Source organism: Microvirga sp. 2TAF3 (assembly GCF_052114965.1).
GTDB lineage: Bacteria > Pseudomonadota > Alphaproteobacteria > Rhizobiales > Beijerinckiaceae > Microvirga.
In genome coordinates, this window is the sequence record NZ_JBFRFT010000003.1 from 110,820 (window position 1) to 129,720 (window position 18,901).

The window sequence follows — 18,901 nt, forward strand, 5'->3', positions numbered from 1 at the left end:
GAGCCTTTGAAGGAGGTGGCACCGCAGCTTATTGCTGCGGTGCCTGATCGCATTAATGGATGGTGAAGTAGTCACCTGGGTTGTGCTGAATGTCGTCGGCATTGACATTGACGAGCGTGATCGTGTCCCCGTTGCCGAGATCGACGAGGGTGTTGCTGCCCACTTGATGCAGACGATCAGCAAGATCCTCTGCGGTCGCGATATCAGTGCCGTTGATCCCCTTGGAGATCTGGAGCAGATCCTCGCCGACCTTGAAGTCCATGACGACATCGTTGCCGCCGCCACCGGAGAACACGAAGACATCGCGACCGGAGCCGCCGATCAGGACATCGTCGCCGGCGCCGCCATCGAGAATGTCGTTGCCCGAACCGCCGCGCAGCACGTCGTCTCCAGCGCCACCCTGCAGCAGGTCGTTCCCCGAGCCACCATCAAGAGCGTCATCGCCATCGCCACCCTGGAGGATGTCGTCGCCGGAGCCGCCATCGAGCACATCGTTGCCGGCACCGCCCTGAAGGATATCGTCGCCATTGCCGCCGAAGAGGATATCGTCACCTGCGCCGCCCTGCAGAAGGTCGTTGCCGTTGCCGCCGAAGAGGATATCGTTTCCCGTACCTCCGAACAGCGCATCATCTCCGTTTCCGCCGAACAGAACGTCATCGCCCTCGTCTCCGAAGAGTGCATCGTTTCCGTTTCCGCCGAAGATCAAATCGTTGCCCCCGTGCCCGAAGATCACGTCGGGGGAGTTGGTCCCGTGCAGGACATCGTGGAAGGCACCACCCTCAAGAGTCGCCATGTCTATCTCCTTGATGTTTGGGCCGGAGGGACGCCTGCCCGCCGGATCGCGTCGATCAGAGCGAGCGAACGCACAACGAATAAATTCAGATTTTATAGTCCATTAGATTCGTATTCGCCATTCGCCGCACCGCAACATTGGTGAATATGAGATGCATTGTAAAGAATTATTTGAAACAAAAAGCACATCTCATATCAGTGATATACTTTATATAAATTCAGATATTTAAGTTATTACTATATTTTTATTTTAAAAATGAATTGTTTTGAATTTTGAAACAATTCATTTCCATTGTAGTGGCAGGTATTTTCTATTTGTCGAAAACCAGACGCATTCATGGACACTTGCTGCCGGGCTCGGTTCAAGGGCTGTTCGGATAAAGATCTTCATGCTCGGCGCGCTCGGCCGACAAGCGTCTGCGAGAAGCAATGCTTCTTCATGAGCGCCGACGGTATCCAAGCCATACGCAGCCGCGGCGGCCGCTCATGATGCTTCAAGAGCGGGCCGCTGATAGCGACCAGTTCATTTCAGGCAGCACGAACGTGCGGCTGGATCTCGCGGTTTCTATTCTTCGCGGAAGGCGCGATTGAAGCTTTCCGTGATCGGAGCGAGAAGATAGTCGATGGCACGGCGTGGCTTATTCAGAATCAGCACCTCAGCCGGCATCCCCGGATAGAGTCTGGTCGCCGGATTGGCGGCCAGGCTCTCTGGAAGGATTGAGGCACGCGCGACGAAAAACGCGGAGTCGTTACGTTCGTCGATCTGCTGGTCCGCGGAGAGATAAGTCAGCGTTCCCGAAAGCGGTGACGTACTGCGGTTGTTGTAGGCGGTCAGCCGCACCTGGACCGGCGCCCCGACGCGCACGGAGTCGATATCGCGCAAACCTACTTTCGCTTCGACGATCAAAGGCTCGTTCTCCGGCACGATGTCGAGTATCGGCTGCCCCGGCGCAATGACGCCACCCGGCGTTCTCGTCCGAATGTTGGTGACGACGCCGTTCTGCGGCGAGATGACCTCGACTCGGCGCAACACGTCAGTCGCAGCGTTCATTCGCTCCATCGTGTCCGCCAGTTCAAGCTGCGCGGCCTGAAGATCGACGGCAACCTGTTGCTGGAAATCGTTCTCTATCGAGAGGATCTCCAGTTCGGCGGCAGCCTTGGCCTGTTCGGCCTTCGCTTTGCGGGCGACAAGCTCGGCGGCGCGCCCGGCCAGTTCGCTTTCCCGTGTCTGCATTTCCGTCAGACGCGGTCGCGGGGCATACCCCTTTTCGACCAGGCTTGCGACCGCACTCAGCTCGCGCCCAAGCAATTCGGATTGACGCGTATTCGCCTCAGTCTGAGCCCGGATCGCGCCGAGTTCCGCCTCCTGCTGTTCGACGGTCTTATGCTGGATCTCCACCCTGCGATCGAACATCTGGCGACGGGAGAAGAAAACCTTCCGTTCCGCACCGATCACCTCCGCGGCAATCGGACTGGGAAATGCCGATAACTGATCCGGAAATGCAATGTCCTTGAGATGCGATTGCTCTGCCCGCAGACGGACAAGCCGCGCTTCGAGGCCTATCCGTTTCGCGCGCAACTGCTCAAGATCCGCCTTGGCACGCGTATCGTCCAGACGCACCAGGGGCTGCCCGGCCTGAACCACATCGCCCTCCTGGGCGAGCAGCGTTTTCAGGATGCCGCCTTCCAGATGACTCACTGTTTTGCGTTTGGAATCGACGATGACCGTGGCTGTCGCCACGGCGGCGCTGTCCAGATGTGCGGCGAAAGCCCAACCCACGAACCCGCCGACGCCTGCAATGATCGCCGTCATTCCTGCAATGAAGGGCATACGGAACGATGGCCCGCCCCGTTCTTCGCCCTCGAACCGCTCCACCCAGTTTCTCTGATCGTCTACGGGATCGGCAATAAGCGCCTTTCGGCTTTGAACAAGGATTTCAGTGCTTCCCATAGCGCCCGTCCCCTTAAATCGCCTGCGCTGCATTGTCCGTGACGGCCTTGGCGATCTTCTCGTTGCGTTCGTTTATGTCGATGACCGAAGCACGCGGACCGAACTGGGATATCCGTCCGTCCTGCAAGACCAGAAGCTTGTCGACTACCTGCATGATGGACGGGCGGTGGGCGATCAGGATGACGATCGCTCCATCCGCGCGTGCAGCCTCGATGGCCCGGATGAGAGCTCTTTCCCCCTCCGTATCCAGGTTGGCATTGGGCTCATCCAGCACGATGAGGCGGGGCCTGCCATAGAGCGCTCTCGCAAGGGCGATCCTCTGACGTTGGCCGCCCGAGAGCATGAAGCTACTGTCCCCGAGGCGCGTATCGTAGCCCAAGGGGAAACGCCCGATCATGTTGTGCACATCGGCAAGGCGTGCGGCCTCAAGCACAAGTCGCGGATCCGCATTCTGCATGCGGGCGATGTTCTCGCGGATCGACCCGTCGAGAAGCGATATCGTTTGCGGCAGGTAGCCGACCATGTCACCAAATGAGTCGCGCTCCCACAGGAAGACGTTGTGTCCGTCGAGATAGATTCCCCCCGTCGTCGGCTTAAGCACACCGACCAGAAGGCGCGCGAGAGTCGACTTGCCGGCGGCCGAGGGTCCCACGATACCAAGTACCTCACCCGGCGAGAGCGAAAATGAGATCCCTTTGAGAACCGGCACATCCGACCCCGGAGGAGCGTAGATGAGGCGATCGACCGTCAGATCTCCCGTTGTGCGCGGCGTCGGCCTTGTATCGCGGCTAGGCATTTCGTTTTCGAGGAGATCGCGAACGCGCTTCCAGGCGGCTAAGGCGAAAACCCATTGCCGCCAGCCATCTACCATGGAGTCGAAAGGCAGAAGCAGACGCCCCATGATGATGCTGGAGGCCACCATGGAGCCGGGACTCACCTCCTGCTTGATGACGAGAGTGGCGCCTACCGACAGCACAGCGATCTGCATCATGTAGCGGCATGTGCGCGTCAGGGACGACAAAGCACGTCCGCGTTTCGTCGCCATATCGAGGAGGTCGAGCGCGCGGATTTGGGCACCGCGCCAGCGTCGGGCCAACGCCGGCAGCATGCCCATGGCTTCGATGGCCTCCGCATGGCGCAGGCTGGCGCTGATCTCGCCGATCCCCCCGATTGTGGCCTCGTTTGCCTGTTTGAGAGTCCGCCTCGTGAGGAGATCGGAAATGAGACTCAGCACCACGAGGAGCGTCGCCGAAACAAGCGCCACCAGTCCATAGAGCGGATGCAGGGCAAACAGCACCGCAAGGAAAATCGGGCACCAGATCGCCTCGAGCGGGACACCGATCGCATTGCCTGTAATGAAAGATCGTATGTCATTCAGATCGCGTATCGCTTGGCCGGCACGTGCAGCCCCATGTTGCACGGAGGCTGAAACCGCCGCCTGCAACACTGGTAAATTCAACTTACGAATCAGAATGCTTCCCATGACCTGAAAGGTCAGCGCGCGCACGAAATCGAGAATGCCGAAAAGGACAAGTCCGACACCTGCGATGGCGATCAGCATCGTCAGCGTATCGAAGCTTTGGCTGTTCACGATCCGATCATGCACCTGAAGCATGAAGAGGGGCACAGTGAGCTGCAGCAAATTGATGATCGCGCTCAAAAGGCCCGCATAGACGAGGCCCATGATGAATGCTTTGCGGCCGCGATGGATGAGATCCGCAGCATTTCCGGAGACGGTCGCCTTGCTCATGCGAACCATTCCTGTAGTGCCGTTTTCGACGAAAATGTGACGATAGGCGAGTAATCAACTACTGCAAACATAGGATTATTTCCAATTACTTTACGTCTCGACAAATCACCTCGCCAGCATATACTGCTCACACGGAATGTCACCCTAGAATAGGTCGATCTCTATAAACAATATAAAATGTTACAACTTAAAAGTTTAGGGAAATAGCCTCGGAAATAGTTCGAATTTCGAACCAATCACTCTAGAGCGTGGCAGGAGAAGGCATGGAACATAAATTCAGCAAAGAGATGAAGTATTTTCGGGAAGTGTCATCCAGCGGCCTCTCGCACCTCCCTCCATTAACGCAACCCTCGATGCCCTCATCTCTCAGAACGAATCCGATGCCGTCATCCGAAGATTCATTCACGGTGTCGCATCTCGATCTGGTGCGGGTCGTCGAGCGTGTTCACCGCCGCTATCTCGACTTGTTCCGGCTCGATCTCGGACGGCTTGGCGTCGACGATCTAAGCCCGTCACAAGTCATGATGCTGTTCACCATCGGCGGTGACGAACTGACCGTTCGCGATCTCATCGATCGAGGCTATTATCTGGGATCAAACGCCTCGTATAACCTCAAGAGACTTGTCGAAACGGGTTACGTCGACCGCAGTGCGTCCGAGCGGGACCGGCGTTCCGCACGCATCCGCCTGTCGGAGAAAGGGCGCAAGCTCTGTGAAGCAGTCCGAAAGATGGACGAGTCCTATCATCGTCTGGTCGCGCGCAATGCGGAAGAAAAACGCGAACTCGAAATCGCCTTCAAGACCCTGAAGCGTCTCGAGAATGTCTGGACGAGCGCTCTGCGATATGGAGAAACCCAAATCGTCTAAAGTACGATTTTCGCAAGAACGACCTCCCTCTCCTCATCTCTTCGGTCCCGCTCAATAGACGTGCCTCAGTAGTCTCGCGCTGCTTTGGACAACATCCGTCAAAGGTCCAGAATATGGCCAGGTTTCTCGTTACCGGTGGCGCCGGATATGTCGGCAGCCACACTGTCCTTGCGCTCGTCGAACGCGGCGACGAGGTTGTCGTGCTCGATGATCTCTCGCAGGGACATCGCGCAGCATTGCCTCCAAACGTCGAGCTGATCGTCGAGGATATCGCTGATCGCAGGCGTCTTCAGGAGATCTTCGCGGCTTGGCGGTTCGATGGCATCGTTCACTTTGCAGCGCGCTCCCTCGTGGGGGAAAGCATGCGTGAACCCCTTCTCTATATCGCGGAGAACGTGAGCAACACGCTTCGCGTCGCGGAAGCGGCCATCAAATCCGGATGCAATCGCTTCGTGCTTTCATCGACCGCAGCACTGTTCGGCACTCCCGACCGCATCCCGATCGATGAAGATTCCAAACTCGCCCCCCTGTCACCCTATGGCGAATCGAAGCTCATGGCGGAGCGGGGGCTCGAATGGGCGCAACAGATTCATGGACTCCGCTGGGCAGCCCTTCGCTATTTCAATGCCGCGGGCGCCGATCCGAAAGGTCGGATCGGGGAGGACCACGACCCCGAAACGCATCTGATTCCCCTGACGATCAACGCCGCTCTCGGCTTGGGTCCCGAGCTGACCATTTTCGGAGACACCTACGATACGATCGACGGCACTGCTGTTCGTGATTACGTCCACGTCACCGACCTGGCGGATGCCCATCTTCGCATCCTCGATCGCCTCGAGGCCGGGCTCAGCGGTCGTTATAATGTGGGCAACGGCACCGGTTACTCCGTTCGGCAGGTGATCGAATCCGTCGAGCGCATCTCGGGCCTCAAAGTGCCGTACAAGATCGGACCACGGCGGGCCGGCGATCCGCCGGTTCTGGTCGCATCGAATGCGCGCCTGCGCCAGGATACCGGATGGGCGCCGCAATACCCCCTGCTCGATGATATCGTAAGAACGGCTTGGAATTGGCGTTCCGCCAATCCAACAGGTTTCGAGGGACCGCACGCCGCTTCCGAGGAATTGGTCCGCGTCGCGTGAAAGGTCCGCGATAGGACAGAGGACGTCCTGAGAAGCCGATATCCAATCGGAGGAATTCCCTCCGGTCCGCGACTTCGGCATGCAATGCCGATAAATGAAAACTCAATGAAAATAAGAAGGGGGCCCAAGGCCCCCTTCGACGTTTAACGTTCCATTCAACGCTATGCGACCAGCTTCATCCCCAGCTGACCGATCGTGCCCACGACGCGGGCCCTTACGCGGCGGGCATCGCCCGGAAGATATGCGATCGGAATATCTTCCGCCTCGACCAAACTGATTGTCGCAAGATCGGCTCCGGCCTCCACCGCCCTGCGCGTCGCGATCTCCTGGGCCGCAGCAAGGGCAGCCTCGCGGCTCATTCCCGAGAAGACCTGGTCGACCTCGCCGGAGACTTGAGCCATCGCGGCGCCGAGAGCATTGGCGACACCGGCATGCGGCACATGAATGACCTCGCTCACGCCCGCCAGCATCTCGGGCACGAGGAACGCTCCGCCCCCGACCACGATGATCGGCATGTCGCCGGCCGATGTCTTCATCCGGTCGACACCGTCCTCGATCATGGCATGAATGCCTCTGAGGTGTTTTTCGACCATGGCGCGATTCAGATGCTTGACGCGCTCGCGATCGCCTATTTCCACAATTCCCGCTGCAACGGCGATATCCGTCGTCGTCAAAATATCGCCGCCGAAAACGAGAGCTTTCTCCGTGATGCGATAGCCGACGCTGCGGGGACCGATCTTACCGGTTTCCGGATCGATGATCGTCCCGCCGCCGAGCGCCATGGGGAGGAGATCGGGCATGCGGAAGAGGGTTCTCACGCCGCCGACTTCGACGATGTTGTTCGCCTCCCGCGGGAATCCGTTCACGAGACAACCAATATCGCTGGTCGTTCCGCCAACGTCGATGACCATCCCGTCTTCGCGACCGGACAGGAACGCGGCGCCCCGCATCGAATTGGTCGGACCCGATGCGAAACTATAGACCGGGTTGGTGGCGGCGATCTCGGCCAGCACCACCGTGCCGTCGTTCTGCGTGAGATAGAAGGGTGCCCGGATCCCGACGCTTGCAAGAGCGTTCCGGAAGGCCTCTACCGTCGACGTTCCGAGAGTCTGCAGCGAAGCGTTGAGCAGGGTCACGTTTTCCCGCTCCAGCAAGCCAATGCGTCCGAGCCGGTGCGAGAGCGTAATCCTGGCATTGGGGATGATCGAGGCTACGATCTCGGCCGCTTCCAGCTCGCACTCCGCCGTCAACGGCGAGAACAGGGCCGCAATCCCGATAGCCGTCACACCTGCATCGCGAATCTTCGATGCCGCATCGCGGATCGCCTCGCGGTCGAGCGGGACAAGCGGACGGCCGTCATATTCATGTCCGCCTCTCACCATGAAGTTGAGCGGATCGACGGCGGCGCGCAGGTCCTGCGGCCAGTCGACCAGGGGTGGCAGGGAGGCGGAGGCCGGCATGGCGATCCGGATCGCAGCCACCCGGTCGAGGCGCGCGCGCTCGACCACCGCATTGGTGAAATGCGTCGTGCCGATCATGACGGCGTCAACATCGAGCGGTCCGTCGCCTTGCATCTTGACCAGACGTTCGATGCTCTTCACGACGCCGGACATGACATCCGGTGTCGTTGGGGATTTGACGGCTCCCAGAACTGTCGTGGAGTCGATCAGAACGGCATCCGTATTGGTGCCGCCAACGTCAATGCCGATGCGCTTCATGCTGCGAATACCGATTTGAAGTCGAGGTCGTAACCGAAAGCCCGGGGGCCGACATGATCGATGCCTTTGGGCGTGAGCAGAACTTCGGGTGCAGGCAGAGCGATGACCGTGACCCGCTGTCCGTAGCGGAGCGTTTCCGTTCCGATCGCCTCGCCGGAAACCGTGTCGAGCACGCAGATGAGATCCGGCGTCATGACGATGGGCGCCCCATCGCGGAACCCGACGGCCCATTCGTTCTGGAAGGCGAGTTCGAGCTTGCTGCCGCGATCCGTATCGAGCCCGTCGAGAATGGCCTTGCCGCGAAGAAAGCCGCCGGTCGTCCGACGCTCCACATCCGCGACTTTGCCCTTGAACACGACCTTGCCTCCTTCATGGGCCAGAACGGCGGCAATCGGATCGGCATGGGCGGCGCGGGCATCGAGCACGGCCTGGCCGAGGCGGGTGGCCTTGGTGACCGTGTGAAGCACGCCCCATTCCTTCACTTCCTTTCCGGTGCGCGGAGCCTTGCAAGTCGCAGAGGTAGATCCGACCTCCGTGCAGACATTGCGCGAAATGCGCTCCATCCATTTCCAGGAAGCGGCTCGCGCCACCACGACTTCGTTGTCGCGGCAGTCGACAAGGCTCAGCGGATACATTTGCAGATCACCGATCGCGAAGCTCGTCATCTGGGCTTCCGGATAGGCGCGGCCCATCGCATCGGCATCGACCACGGGAAGGTCGAGAATGGCGCCGGCGAGGAAGGGCGAGATGGCATTGCCGCCACCGATCTCGACGCTCATGATCGCGCGGAATTTCTTCCCCATGTAATCTTCCATCACCTGCACCGCGCGTGCGAGATGAGCAGGGTCGACCAGACGCTCCTGGCCCACCAGGGGTGCGCCCATCTTGGACACGACCGCGACATAGTCGTCATCGTCCAGAGCCAGGGGATCGATCAGCCGGCAAGGTCTCCCCTGGGCGTAAAGCTGTTTCAGATTAAGCTGGGCAAGATAGGGACTGCCGCCGCCGCCGGTCCCTAGAATCCAGGCTCCGATAGCCAAAGGATCAATTTCGTCTGCCCCGAACTCACGGATCATTGCGCTCCCTCCGGTGATGATGGGAACGGTACCGGCCCCGTCTGCCGGCCGAAATAAGGGTGTACACCTAATCCGGGTTCATGCGTCTTCGAGCGCGCTCGTGCGCGTACGCGCTTGTCCCCCGTCTTGTCATCGCTATACAAGTCATAGGGTCGGCACTAGGGGTCGGCATCTGGGCGGATTGGACTGCAACAAAGATGCACATAAGCGAAAAGCCGGATATGCTGCGCGTGGCTTTCGTGAGTGTTGGACAGACGCCGCGCCTCGATATCGTGCCGGATATGCTCTCCCAGCTCGACCTTCCCATCGCAGCGACCGAGTTCGGCGGCCTCGATGGCCTTTCGGATGTCGAGATCGCGGCCCTTACCCCCAGGACCTCCGAGCAGGCGATCATCACCCGCCTGGCTGATGGCAGCGATATCGTCCTTTCGAAGCCGCGCATCGCCGAGCGCATGGCCGCCATCGTTTCCCGGTTCGCGCCTTACGATTTCGATCTGGTCGTCATCCTCTCGACCGGGCTGTTTCGGGAGTTCGACAGCCGCTGCCCGACCGTGAATGCGCAACGCGCCATCGAGTCCGGCATCCTGGCTCTGGCGTCCCAGGGCACGGCCATCGGAATCGTGCAACCCCTCGCGCAACAGGTCTATGAGGTGGAGGTGCCTGCCCTCTCCGCCTACCGGGTGCTGATGAGCCATGCCTCTCCCGGCGACCGGGGTGCCCTCGCCGAGGCCCTCGTCGACCTCGCGGAGAGCGAGATCATCGTTTTGAATTCGGTCGGTTATACCGAGGCGGACAGGGCGATGGTGGCTCGCGCCAGCGGCAAGCCCGTGGTGCTGGCCCGACGCATCGTCGCAGGCGCCATGCGTCTGCTCCTGGATGGACGCCGGGAAGTCCCACGCTCTTACCATGCCTCGCCCATTCTGGCCGAGCGCCTCCAGCGGCTCACGCCCAGGGAACGCCAGGTTCTCTCCCTGGCGGCCGAAGGCTTGTCGAACAAGGCGATCGGCCGCCAGCTCGGGATCAGCCCGAAGACGGTGGAAATTCATCGCTCGAAAGTCATGAGCAAGATGGAAGTCACATCCACGGGCGCCCTCATCCGGCTCGTCGTTTCGGCAGAACATCCGGGCCTGTGAGCAATTGCCCAAATTCCGGGCATGCTCTCACTACGGGCAATCCCCTATAGCTTGATCTGGAAATCAAACGTTAGCCTGCTTCCTGTCTTAAGGCGGGATTGAGTGATGACGAAAAGGCTGCGGCTTGCATTCGTAACGATCGGCGAGAGCCCAAGGGATGACATTGTGCCGGAGATGCTGGCGGATATCGGCGGCGATGTCGAAGCCGTCGAGTTCGGGGCTCTCGACGCCCTCTCGGAGCCCGAGATCCAGGCCCTGTCTCCCCTCGCAGGCGAGACTTCCTTCGCCACCCGCCGCCGCGACGGACGCGAGATCACGATTTCCAAGGAACGTGTCGAGGTTCACCTGGAAGAATTGCTCGGCCGGATCGACGGCGAAGGTTTTGATGCCGTGGTGCTGCTATGCACGGGCACGCACGTGAAGCCTCTCCGCAAGACGCTGATGATCGAAGCCCAGCGCATCGTCGATTCCATGGTGGAGGCGATGGCGGCCTCGTCCCAGCGCCTCGGCGTCCTTCTGCCCCTCGAGCGCCAGATCGAAGAATTTCCCAAGCGCCATGTCTTCACCTCGACACCGAAGCTGGCGGCGGCTTCGCCCTATGCGGGAGACGACATGGCAGCAAAGGCGGCAGTGCTTGCCGATTGCGATCTCGTGATCATGCACTGCATGGGATACTCGGGTGCCATGCGCGAGGAAGTCCGCCGCGCGATCTCCGCGCCCGTCCTTCTGTCACGACGTATCGTTTCCGGAGCGATCCGGCAAATCGTTTGAACACAATCCATAACCACAAGGGAACCGGAGAGAACGATGAGGAACTGGATTTTCGGCGTTGCCGCAGCAAGTCTCATGGCGGGAATGGTGCAGGCGCAGCCCGCCGCTGCTTTCGAGCGGGTGGGAGACGGCAAGATTATCGTGTTCGGAGGCAGGCAGCAGATTCCCGTCCTCGATCCTCATGTGCGCTACGACTGGTCGACACGCATGATGCAGCAGGCGGTCTATGACGCGCTGGTGAAATACGAAGGCGATCCGGCGGAGATCAAGCCGTGGCTGGCCGAGCGCTGGGAGGCGAGCCAGGATGGCAGGACCTGGACGTTCCATCTGGCCGCCAATGCGAAATTCCACAACGGCGATCCCGTCGATGCGGAGGCTATCCGCTATTCCTTCGAGCGCGGCCTGAAGCTCAACAAGGGCGTTGCCTGGATGCTCAAGGACTTTCTCGAGCCGGAAAGCATCGAGGTCGTGGACCCGCGTACCGTCCGCTTCAATCTGAAAACCCCTTACTCCGCGTTCCTGTCCTTCCTGCCCTGGTGGTATGTCGTCAATCCCAAGGAAGTGAAGGCCAATGAGGTCGATGGCGATTACGGCCAGAAATGGCTGACCGAGCACGCGGCCGGATCCGGTCCGTTCAAGCTGAAACGCTGGGAGCCTAATGTTCTCTACGAGATCGAAGCGGTCAAGGATTACTGGAAGGGCTGGCCGCAGGCGGAAGCCAACCGTCCTGCCGGCGTGATCTACAGGATCGTGCGTGAGCCGGCGGCCCAGAAGGCGGCTCTCCTTCGCGGCGAGGTCGACATCGCCGAAGGTTTGACGCCGGACGACTATGTCCAGATCGCAAAGCAGCGCGGAGTGACGATCCAGGATCACCCGGGCATGACGACCTTCAGCATCAAGTTCAACAACCAGGAAGGCCCGACGGCGGACAAGAACCTGCGCAAGGCCATCGCCTACGCCCTCGACTACGACGGCCTCGTGCAGATCTATAATGGCGCAGCGAAACTCCAGACGAGCCCGTTCCCGAATGCGCTGCGCGGCTATGTCAATGTTCCGAACATGCCGCGCCAGGATCTGGCCAAAGCGAAGGAATATCTCGCCAAGTCGAAATATCCCAATGGCGGCCTGACGCTGGAATATTACCACGTCGCCGGACTGGAAGAAGCCCGCCGCATCGGCCTCCTGCTCCTCGACAATTTGGCGTCTCTCAACATCAAGGTCGATCTGCGCCCCGAGCAATGGCCCAACATGGTCGCCAAAGGCGCCAAGGTGGAAACCTCTCCAGCCATGACGTCGGTTTACGTCACCCCGATTTCGACCGACCCGGATGCGGTGGCTTATCAGTATCACCCGAACTCCTATGGCCAGTACTTCGCCATGTCGTTCTACAAGAACCCGGAGGTGGCGGCGAAGATCGACACGGCCCGGCGCAGCAGCGACTGGAACGAGCGCTCGAAGCTCTATGCGGAGATCCAGAACCAGATTGTCGAAGACCAGCCCGAGGTGTTCGGCATGATGCAGAACCGGCGCTGGGCGCACCGGGACTATCTCAAGGGGTTCGTGTTCAGCCCAGTGCGGTTTACCGGCGAGGTCGATCTCTACCCGCTTTGGATCGACGCGAAGTGAGGATGGCAACCTGGATCCTGCCGCGGTACCTCGCCTTCGAAGCGCATGGGGGCCGCCGTGCCCCCCTCCCCTTGTGGAATGACGCATCCTTCGTGGGAAGGACTTGACGCCATGATCTCGTTTGCCCTCCGCAAGCTTATGGTGCTCGTCGGCACCATGCTTGGCCTCGCGGCCCTGACCTTCATCATCACCAATGTCGCGCCGGGAGATCCGGCGCGCCTTGTCGCCGGGCCTGATGCCACCAACGATATGGTGGAGACGATCCGTCAGGAATATGGCCTCAACCGTCCTCTCTACGAGCAATTCGTGATCTATATGCGCGATCTGCTCACCGGAGATCTCGGCCGCTCCATCGTCTCGACCCGTCCCGTCCTCGACGAACTCGCCCGCTATGTCCCTGCGACTCTGGAGCTGGTTCTCGTCGCCATGGGGCTCGGGATCATCGTCGGCGTGCCCTTCGGCATGTTGTCCGCAGTCTACAAGGATCGTTTCCTCGATCAGGCAACCCGGATCTTCTCGATTTCGGGCGTGGCGCTGCCCGCCTTCTGGTTCGGCATTCTGCTGCAGCTCTTCTTCGCCGTACGCATGGAATGGCTGCCGGTTTCGGGACGCCTTCCCTTGACCGAATTGCCGCCTGAACCGATTACCCATCTGCTTCTGGTCGACAGCCTGCTCCGGGGACAGTTCGACACGTTCCGGGCCGCGCTCTCGCACATCATCCTTCCCGCCATCGTGCTTTCATTTCCCTGCATGGCCTCCATCCTGCGTGTGAACAGGGCGGAGATGATCGAGGCTCTGCAATCGGATCATATCGTCGCGGCCCGCGCACACGGCATCAGCGCAACAAAAATCGTAACGATCTATGCGCTCAAGAATGCGCTGTTGCCCACGCTTGCCATGATCGGCCTGCGGTTCGGCTGGATGCTCGGATCGACCGTGCTGGTGGAAACCGTGTTCGACTGGCCGGGCATCGGGCTCTATGCGGTCTCTTCGGCCCTTGCATCGGACTTCAAGCCGGTCGTCGGCATCACCCTCGTGATCGGTTTCTTCTTCATGATCGCCAACACTCTGGTCGACCTCGCCTATGCCTGGATCGATCCTCGCTTGAGGAGCGCCTGAGATGTCTGCCGACCTGCAAAGCGCCCCCGTGCAGATCCCGAGCTTTCGCGAGCGCCATGCCAGCACCATCCGGCAATGGCAGCTCTACATGCATCTCTTTTCCGGCAGCTTCTCGTCCTTGCTCGGCTTGGCGCTCGTACTGCTGTTTCTGATCCTGGCGGCTTTCGGGCCATCGATCGCACCTTACCCCGAAGATACGATGGGTGCGGTGAAACTGGGTCAGCGTCTCCTGCCGCCCAGCTTCGCTCACCTCTTCGGCACCGATGAAATGGGGGCGGATATTCTCTCCCGTGTCATTGTCGGCGCAAGGACGTCACTCTGGATCGGTATCGTCATCACCGGCCTCGGTGCGGGCATTGGCGTGCCGCTCGGCATCATTGCAGGGTACAAGGGCGGTCTGATCCGTGCGGTGATCATGCGGATCACCGACCTGTTCCTGTCGGTCCCCGGCCTTGCCCTTGCGCTCTCTATCGTCGCGGCGCTCGGTCCGGGCATCACCAATTGCGTGATCGCCCTCGCGGTCGTGTGGTGGCCCGGCTATGTGCGCCTCGTGGAAGCCAAGACGCTTTCCATCAAGGAGGAACTGCACGTTGAGGCCGCCCGCGCGCTCGGTGCGAAAACGCCCTGGATCCTGCGGCGCCATATCCTGCCGAATTGCCTGACACCCATTGTCGTCAAGGCCAGCATGGATATGGGCATGGCGATCCTGTCGGCTGCGAGCCTGGGCTTCATCGGCCTGGGCGCGAAACCTCCGCATCCGGAATGGGGGGCGATGATCTCCGTTGCCCGTACCTATATGCCCGACTGGTGGTGGTATTCGGCCTTCCCAGGCCTGGCGATCTTCCTGACGGTTCTCGGCTTCAATCTTCTCGGTGACGGCCTGCGCGACATCCTCGATCCCCGGAGCCGTGGCCGATGACGACTTTGCTCTCCATCGAGAACTACCGCCTCGATATCCCGACCTTCGACGGCACATTGAAGGTTCTGGATGGCATCGACATCAAGTTGAACCAGGGCGATACGCTCGGCATCGTCGGCGAGAGCGGCTGCGGCAAGACGGTTCTGGCGCGCTCGATCCTCGGCATCGGCCCGAGACGGGCAAGGCGGGTCTCCGGGCATATCCTGTTCGAAAAAACCAAGCTCGATGAACTGAGCGAGGACGAGTGGCGGCACATTCGTGGGGTGAAGATCTCGATGATCTTCCAGGACCCCATGACCTATCTCAATCCGTTACTCACCATCGGACGGCAGCTTTCCGACGTTCTCGTCGCGCATAGCCGCGCGCAGGCTGCGAAGCCTCCCTCGCGCGCGGCGCGGCTGAAACGCTGCAAGGACCTGCTGGAACAGGTTCAGATCTCGGATGCGGATCGTGTCGTCAGGAGCTATCCCCATCAGCTCTCCGGCGGCATGCGTCAGCGCGTTCTCATTGCGATGGCCCTCGCCGGAGAGCCGAAACTTCTGATCGCGGACGAGCCGACGACGGCTCTCGACGTCACGATCCAGGCGCAGATCCTGAAACTCCTGCGAGATCTCGTGGATCGCCTCGGACTGACCGTCGTCATGATCAGCCACGATGTCGGCGCGATTGCAGCACTCTCCCGGCGTGTCGCGGTCATGTATGCCGGAACCGTAGTGGAACAAGGGGCGGCGGACGACATTCTCACTCGCCCTCGCCATCCCTATACGCGCGGGCTGCTTGCGGCCTTGCCGGAGATCGACGGCGACACACGCCCGCTGGAGGCCATCCCCGGCACGATCCCCAACCTGATCAACCCGCCTGCCGGATGCCGCTTCCATCCTCGTTGTCCGCGAGCCACCGCGATCTGCACCCAAGAGAAACCCGAGACGCGCAGCATCGGAGCCGATCATGTCGTCGCCTGCCATCATGCCTCTCCATAAGGCTGAAACCCACGAGGCGCCGCTTCTCTCCGCAACGGGCCTCACGAAGATCTTTACGACCGGCGGCAAGGAGTTTCGCGCGGTCGATGACGTTTCCCTCGATATCCGCTCGGGCAAGGTTCTCGGCATCGTCGGCGAGTCGGGATCGGGTAAGTCCACTGTCGCACGCCTCGTGATGCGCCTGATCGAACCGACCTCGGGGACGGTCCTGTTCGACGGCGAGGAACTGACGTCTAAATCCGGCGAGGCCTTGCGCCTGATGCGGCGGCATATGCAAATCGTCTTTCAGAATCCGCACTCCGCCCTCAATCCGCGCGACACGATCCGGGATGCGATAGCGGAGCCGTTTCTGGTTCAGACGAAAATTCGCGGCCTCGAGCTCGAGCGCCGCGTCGATGCGCTTCTCGACATCGTTAGCCTTCCGAAATCCTTCAGGTACCGTTATCCGCACGAATTATCCGGCGGGCAGAAGCAGCGCATCTGCATCGCCCGCGCCGTCGCTCTCGAACCGCGCCTGCTCGTTCTAGACGAACCGACGTCAGCCCTCGACGTTTCCGTGCAGGCCCAGATCATCACGTTCCTGCAGGAACTGCGGCAGCGCCTGAACCTGACCTATCTCTTCATTTCGCACAATCTCGCCGTCGTCAGGCATCTCTGCGACGAAGTCATCGTCATGAACCGCGGCAAGGTCTTGGAAAGGGGCATCACGGAAACGGTCTTCAAAGTGCCCGAGAATGCCTATACCCGCCAGCTGATCGAAAGCGTCCCGCGCCTGCCGCGCCTGGAGATCTAGGCTCAGGCCTCGCGATAATGCTCCAGGCGCAGGTGCAATAAAATCCGCACCTTCGACGAATTCGGAACGCCTACCCTGCGCCGGATTACAAAGACGCTCGATCTCCATGTTCGCCGCTGTAGCCATTACGTGCGGGTGAGGTCCAACCCTCAGGTGGTGCCTTTGGCCTATAGACCTCGACGAGCAGGGGGTGGCAGGCCGCCTCGTCGCTGGAGTGCTTGGTGCTGCAATCACCGCCGGGACAAGCGGATAATGCGCCCAGCAGATCGATTTCAGCAAAGAACTCAAGAAAATCGCCTGGCCTTACGGGACTGGCCTTCATGAAATACTGTCCCGTATCGCGGGTGAAGCCGGTACACATGAAGACATTGAGCACATCGTGCACCGCAGGCTCAACCGCTCCGAGGGGGCGGTTCAGACGATGGGCGAGAGCCCGCGTCAGGTTCGAGTGGCAGCAATAATGGTAGTCATGACCGGAGAGGAGCTGGTGCGTGTAGGGATCGCACCGCGTGCCGATCACGTCATGGACGGAGCCACCCCACTCATCGAAGCCATACCAGTCGAGCGTGTCCTGTGTGATCGTCGCCATCGGCCGAAGATACGGCAAGGACGACCAGAGCCGGTCTCCGGTGGACAGGTGCGTGCCGTGCAATGCTCTCGTCTTGCCGGAGAAGAAGCGCTCATTGAGATCATTGGCCGCCCACAGATTGAGGTCTCCGACTTGGGAGCCCTCGATAGAGACGATGCGAAAAAAGCAGCCTGCGGGAACCTCGAAGCATTGTGCATCCCGCGGCGGCACGATCACCTCATCCACCTTCTGCCAACTTTCCCGGGCGGCGCGGTACGCCGCAAGATCAGGCGGAACCAAACTGTCCGTAGGATAGCAGATGACAGGCACAACCTTCCGGCGCGCCTCTGCATCGAGCGGTTCCGGCAGCTCACCCTTTTCAAGTTTCATCAGAATCTCCAGCAATCCATCCGCTGCCACTCTACAGAGAAGCGGACCTGAGTGGCTAGCGGGAAGCCCCATCGACGGAAGCGGAACGCTGGAGCGGCCTTACCTGCGCCCGACCTGCCGGCGGCGCAAGACAGCATGCCCTTCTTGCTGTCATGGACTTGGTAATTACCCGCGTCCTTCGCCTTGCCACTGACCGTGAAGAATTTCTTGTTAAGCTTGCCGGGCTTGAGCATCGAATCCTGTCCGGAGTTTGAACGAAATGCGGAGCTTTCCGTTGTTCATGCACGCGGGGCTCCCCGCATCTTTCTGCAATGGAGGAACATATGCTTACGAAGCATCTTGTCCTTACCCTTCTTGGTACGGCCTTGATTTCTGCCCCGGTACTGGCACAGACACAGCCTTCATCCGGGCAGATGAATACGAGCAACTGGATGACCCAGGAACTGCCAGGCCAGTGGCGCGCCTCGAAACTCGAAGGATTGAACGTCTACAACAATAGCAATGAGAAGATCGGCGATATCAGCGAACTGATCGTCGATAACAGCGGCAAAATCCAAGCGGTAGTCATCGGCGTCGGCGGATTTCTGGGGATGGGCGAGCATGACGTGGCTGTGCCCTTTGACCAGATCAAGTTCACGAACGAGCCGCGCTCCATGACCACCTCGTCCACAGCCAATCCGAATGCGCCGGCCACGACGGGAACAGTGACGTCAAGTCAGCCCAGTACCGCAAACCGCACAGCTCCGGATCACGCTGAGCTAAACATGACCAAAGATCAGCTGAAAGCCGCCCCTGAGTTCAAGTACGCTCGGTAACATCGAGAAAGGCAAAGAAAGGAGCCACACGGCTCCTTTCATCAGAAGAGGATGGTGGGCCAAAAGACCCAGGCTGCATGCGGCCGTGACAAGTTCCTTCATGAGATAGACTACGTGCAGCTAGGAATGATCCTAGGCAGAATTCCGGACCGACCGATCGTTTTTCACCCTCGCCAGCACGTCGCGGGAAAAGGCTTTCTGGTAGAATCTGGAGATGGACCCTGCGATGTTTCTTCGGAATTGTCTTGGCCGCCTTCGGCCTCATTATCGCAAGCCTGTTCATGGGGCTTGAGGATGCGATTGGCGATGTCTTTTCGTGAAGCCAATCGCATTCCTAGATGCGGCGGCGGCAAATTGTTTACGGTGACTGTTTCAAGATGTGCGGAGCGGGAGCGTTGCGCATAGCCCGCCACGAATGGCCACCGCACCGCCCCCCCCGTGGTGACGATTCGCAATGCGCCTCGGCTGAGGACAATGATAGCCCCCTCAGCTGGG

At 60.1% G+C, this 18,901-nt stretch carries 17 protein-coding genes; 10 read left to right on the forward strand and 7 right to left on the reverse strand.

Going from position 1 to position 18,901, the window contains the following annotated elements; genetic code table 11:
* Window positions 1-52: 52 nt before the first annotated feature.
* The 3 genes from AB4Y97_RS04680 to AB4Y97_RS04690 all read right to left on the reverse strand — a co-directional run bounded on the left by AB4Y97_RS04680 (window position 53) and on the right by AB4Y97_RS04690 (window position 4,493).
* Window positions 53-793 carry a calcium-binding protein gene (locus tag AB4Y97_RS04680; protein WP_441997853.1) on the reverse strand — a complete coding sequence of 247 codons (741 nt, stop codon included), beginning with the start codon at window positions 791-793 and terminating at the stop codon, window positions 53-55.
* 564 nt (window positions 794-1,357) lie between these two features.
* On the reverse strand, window positions 1,358-2,743 hold the full coding sequence (locus AB4Y97_RS04685; RefSeq protein WP_441997854.1) for an HlyD family type I secretion periplasmic adaptor subunit: 1,386 nt from the start codon (window positions 2,741-2,743) through the stop codon (window positions 1,358-1,360).
* Between the two features lie 13 nt (window positions 2,744-2,756).
* Complete coding sequence (locus AB4Y97_RS04690; protein WP_441997855.1) at window positions 2,757-4,493, reverse strand: type I secretion system permease/ATPase; 1,737 nt, start codon at window positions 4,491-4,493, stop codon at window positions 2,757-2,759.
* A gap of 380 nt (window positions 4,494-4,873) precedes the next feature.
* Here AB4Y97_RS04690 and AB4Y97_RS04695 point away from each other — a divergent pair, with 380 nt between their 5' ends.
* Both AB4Y97_RS04695 and galE read left to right on the forward strand, forming a co-directional pair.
* A complete protein-coding gene (locus tag AB4Y97_RS04695; RefSeq protein ID WP_441997856.1) occupies window positions 4,874-5,359 on the forward strand; it encodes a winged helix DNA-binding protein in 486 nt (161 codons plus the stop codon).
* A 113-nt stretch (window positions 5,360-5,472) separates the two neighbouring features.
* A complete protein-coding gene (galE, locus tag AB4Y97_RS04700) occupies window positions 5,473-6,498 on the forward strand; it encodes a UDP-glucose 4-epimerase GalE (protein ID WP_441997857.1) in 1,026 nt (341 codons plus the stop codon).
* Between the two features lie 161 nt (window positions 6,499-6,659).
* Here galE and AB4Y97_RS04705 read toward each other — a convergent pair whose 3' ends face one another.
* Both AB4Y97_RS04705 and AB4Y97_RS04710 read right to left on the reverse strand, forming a co-directional pair.
* The gene (locus tag AB4Y97_RS04705) at window positions 6,660-8,216 is read right to left on the reverse strand and encodes a hydantoinase/oxoprolinase N-terminal domain-containing protein (RefSeq protein ID WP_441997858.1); all 1,557 of its coding nucleotides are present in this window, start codon (window positions 8,214-8,216) and stop codon (window positions 6,660-6,662) included.
* Window positions 8,213-9,292: a DUF917 domain-containing protein gene (locus AB4Y97_RS04710; RefSeq protein WP_441997859.1), complete on the reverse strand. Its 1,080-nt coding sequence runs from the start codon at window positions 9,290-9,292 to the stop codon at window positions 8,213-8,215. Before AB4Y97_RS04710 ends, AB4Y97_RS04705 begins: the two co-directional genes overlap by 4 nt.
* 230 nt (window positions 9,293-9,522) lie before the next feature.
* Here AB4Y97_RS04710 and AB4Y97_RS04715 point away from each other — a divergent pair, with 230 nt between their 5' ends.
* The 7 genes from AB4Y97_RS04715 to AB4Y97_RS04745 all read left to right on the forward strand — a co-directional run bounded on the left by AB4Y97_RS04715 (window position 9,523) and on the right by AB4Y97_RS04745 (window position 16,633).
* On the forward strand, window positions 9,523-10,425 hold the full coding sequence (locus AB4Y97_RS04715; RefSeq protein ID WP_441997860.1) for an AroM family protein: 903 nt from the start codon (window positions 9,523-9,525) through the stop codon (window positions 10,423-10,425).
* Window positions 10,426-10,530: 105 nt separating this feature from the next.
* Window positions 10,531-11,196 (forward strand): AroM family protein, encoded by a 666-nt coding sequence (locus AB4Y97_RS04720; RefSeq protein WP_441997861.1) that lies wholly within the window; start codon window positions 10,531-10,533, stop codon window positions 11,194-11,196.
* Window positions 11,197-11,232: 36 nt separating this feature from the next.
* The gene (locus tag AB4Y97_RS04725; protein ID WP_441997862.1) at window positions 11,233-12,822 is read left to right on the forward strand and encodes an ABC transporter substrate-binding protein; all 1,590 of its coding nucleotides are present in this window, start codon (window positions 11,233-11,235) and stop codon (window positions 12,820-12,822) included.
* A gap of 111 nt (window positions 12,823-12,933) precedes the next feature.
* Window positions 12,934-13,941: an ABC transporter permease gene (locus AB4Y97_RS04730; protein WP_441997863.1), complete on the forward strand. Its 1,008-nt coding sequence runs from the start codon at window positions 12,934-12,936 to the stop codon at window positions 13,939-13,941.
* 1 nt (window position 13,942) lies between these two features.
* Window positions 13,943-14,860 (forward strand): ABC transporter permease, encoded by a 918-nt coding sequence (locus AB4Y97_RS04735; protein WP_441997864.1) that lies wholly within the window; start codon window positions 13,943-13,945, stop codon window positions 14,858-14,860.
* Window positions 14,857-15,840, forward strand: coding sequence for an ABC transporter ATP-binding protein (locus tag AB4Y97_RS04740; RefSeq protein WP_441997865.1), 984 nt, complete (start codon window positions 14,857-14,859; stop codon window positions 15,838-15,840). The genes AB4Y97_RS04735 and AB4Y97_RS04740 overlap by 4 nt, the downstream gene beginning before the upstream one ends.
* Window positions 15,809-16,633, forward strand: coding sequence for an ATP-binding cassette domain-containing protein (locus AB4Y97_RS04745; RefSeq protein ID WP_441997866.1), 825 nt, complete (start codon window positions 15,809-15,811; stop codon window positions 16,631-16,633). Before AB4Y97_RS04740 ends, AB4Y97_RS04745 begins: the two co-directional genes overlap by 32 nt.
* 85 nt (window positions 16,634-16,718) lie before the next feature.
* Here AB4Y97_RS04745 and AB4Y97_RS04750 read toward each other — a convergent pair whose 3' ends face one another.
* Entirely contained in the window at window positions 16,719-17,591 is an 873-nt protein-coding gene (locus AB4Y97_RS04750) for an urea carboxylase-associated family protein (protein ID WP_441998003.1), read from the reverse strand.
* Window positions 17,591-17,824 (reverse strand): hypothetical protein, encoded by a 234-nt coding sequence (locus AB4Y97_RS04755; protein WP_441997867.1) that lies wholly within the window; start codon window positions 17,822-17,824, stop codon window positions 17,591-17,593. Before AB4Y97_RS04755 ends, AB4Y97_RS04750 begins: the two co-directional genes overlap by 1 nt.
* A gap of 90 nt (window positions 17,825-17,914) precedes the next feature.
* Here AB4Y97_RS04755 and AB4Y97_RS04760 point away from each other — a divergent pair, with 90 nt between their 5' ends.
* The gene (locus tag AB4Y97_RS04760) at window positions 17,915-18,406 is read left to right on the forward strand and encodes a PRC-barrel domain-containing protein (protein WP_441997868.1); all 492 of its coding nucleotides are present in this window, start codon (window positions 17,915-17,917) and stop codon (window positions 18,404-18,406) included.
* Window positions 18,407-18,901 lie beyond the last annotated feature (495 nt).

What these genes read in the sequence shown, in the direction of transcription:
- AB4Y97_RS04680 (WP_441997853.1), bottom strand. Translation starts at nt 793, where the DNA reads ATGGCGACTCTTGAGGGTGGTGCCTTCCACGATGTCCTGCACGGGACC.
- AB4Y97_RS04685 (WP_441997854.1), bottom strand. Translation starts at nt 2,743, where the DNA reads ATGGGAAGCACTGAAATCCTTGTTCAAAGCCGAAAGGCGCTTATTGCC.
- AB4Y97_RS04690 (WP_441997855.1), bottom strand. Translation starts at nt 4,493, where the DNA reads ATGAGCAAGGCGACCGTCTCCGGAAATGCTGCGGATCTCATCCATCGC.
- AB4Y97_RS04695 (WP_441997856.1), top strand. Translation starts at nt 4,874, where the DNA reads ATGCCGTCATCCGAAGATTCATTCACGGTGTCGCATCTCGATCTGGTG.
- galE (WP_441997857.1), top strand. Translation starts at nt 5,473, where the DNA reads ATGGCCAGGTTTCTCGTTACCGGTGGCGCCGGATATGTCGGCAGCCAC.
- AB4Y97_RS04705 (WP_441997858.1), bottom strand. Translation starts at nt 8,216, where the DNA reads ATGAAGCGCATCGGCATTGACGTTGGCGGCACCAATACGGATGCCGTT.
- AB4Y97_RS04710 (WP_441997859.1), bottom strand. Translation starts at nt 9,292, where the DNA reads ATGATCCGTGAGTTCGGGGCAGACGAAATTGATCCTTTGGCTATCGGA.
- AB4Y97_RS04720 (WP_441997861.1), top strand. Translation starts at nt 10,531, where the DNA reads ATGACGAAAAGGCTGCGGCTTGCATTCGTAACGATCGGCGAGAGCCCA.
- AB4Y97_RS04725 (WP_441997862.1), top strand. Translation starts at nt 11,233, where the DNA reads ATGAGGAACTGGATTTTCGGCGTTGCCGCAGCAAGTCTCATGGCGGGA.
- AB4Y97_RS04730 (WP_441997863.1), top strand. Translation starts at nt 12,934, where the DNA reads ATGATCTCGTTTGCCCTCCGCAAGCTTATGGTGCTCGTCGGCACCATG.
- AB4Y97_RS04735 (WP_441997864.1), top strand. Translation starts at nt 13,943, where the DNA reads ATGTCTGCCGACCTGCAAAGCGCCCCCGTGCAGATCCCGAGCTTTCGC.
- AB4Y97_RS04740 (WP_441997865.1), top strand. Translation starts at nt 14,857, where the DNA reads ATGACGACTTTGCTCTCCATCGAGAACTACCGCCTCGATATCCCGACC.
- AB4Y97_RS04745 (WP_441997866.1), top strand. Translation starts at nt 15,809, where the DNA reads ATGTCGTCGCCTGCCATCATGCCTCTCCATAAGGCTGAAACCCACGAG.
- AB4Y97_RS04750 (WP_441998003.1), bottom strand. Translation starts at nt 17,591, where the DNA reads ATGAAACTTGAAAAGGGTGAGCTGCCGGAACCGCTCGATGCAGAGGCG.
- AB4Y97_RS04755 (WP_441997867.1), bottom strand. Translation starts at nt 17,824, where the DNA reads ATGCTCAAGCCCGGCAAGCTTAACAAGAAATTCTTCACGGTCAGTGGC.
- AB4Y97_RS04760 (WP_441997868.1), top strand. Translation starts at nt 17,915, where the DNA reads ATGCTTACGAAGCATCTTGTCCTTACCCTTCTTGGTACGGCCTTGATT.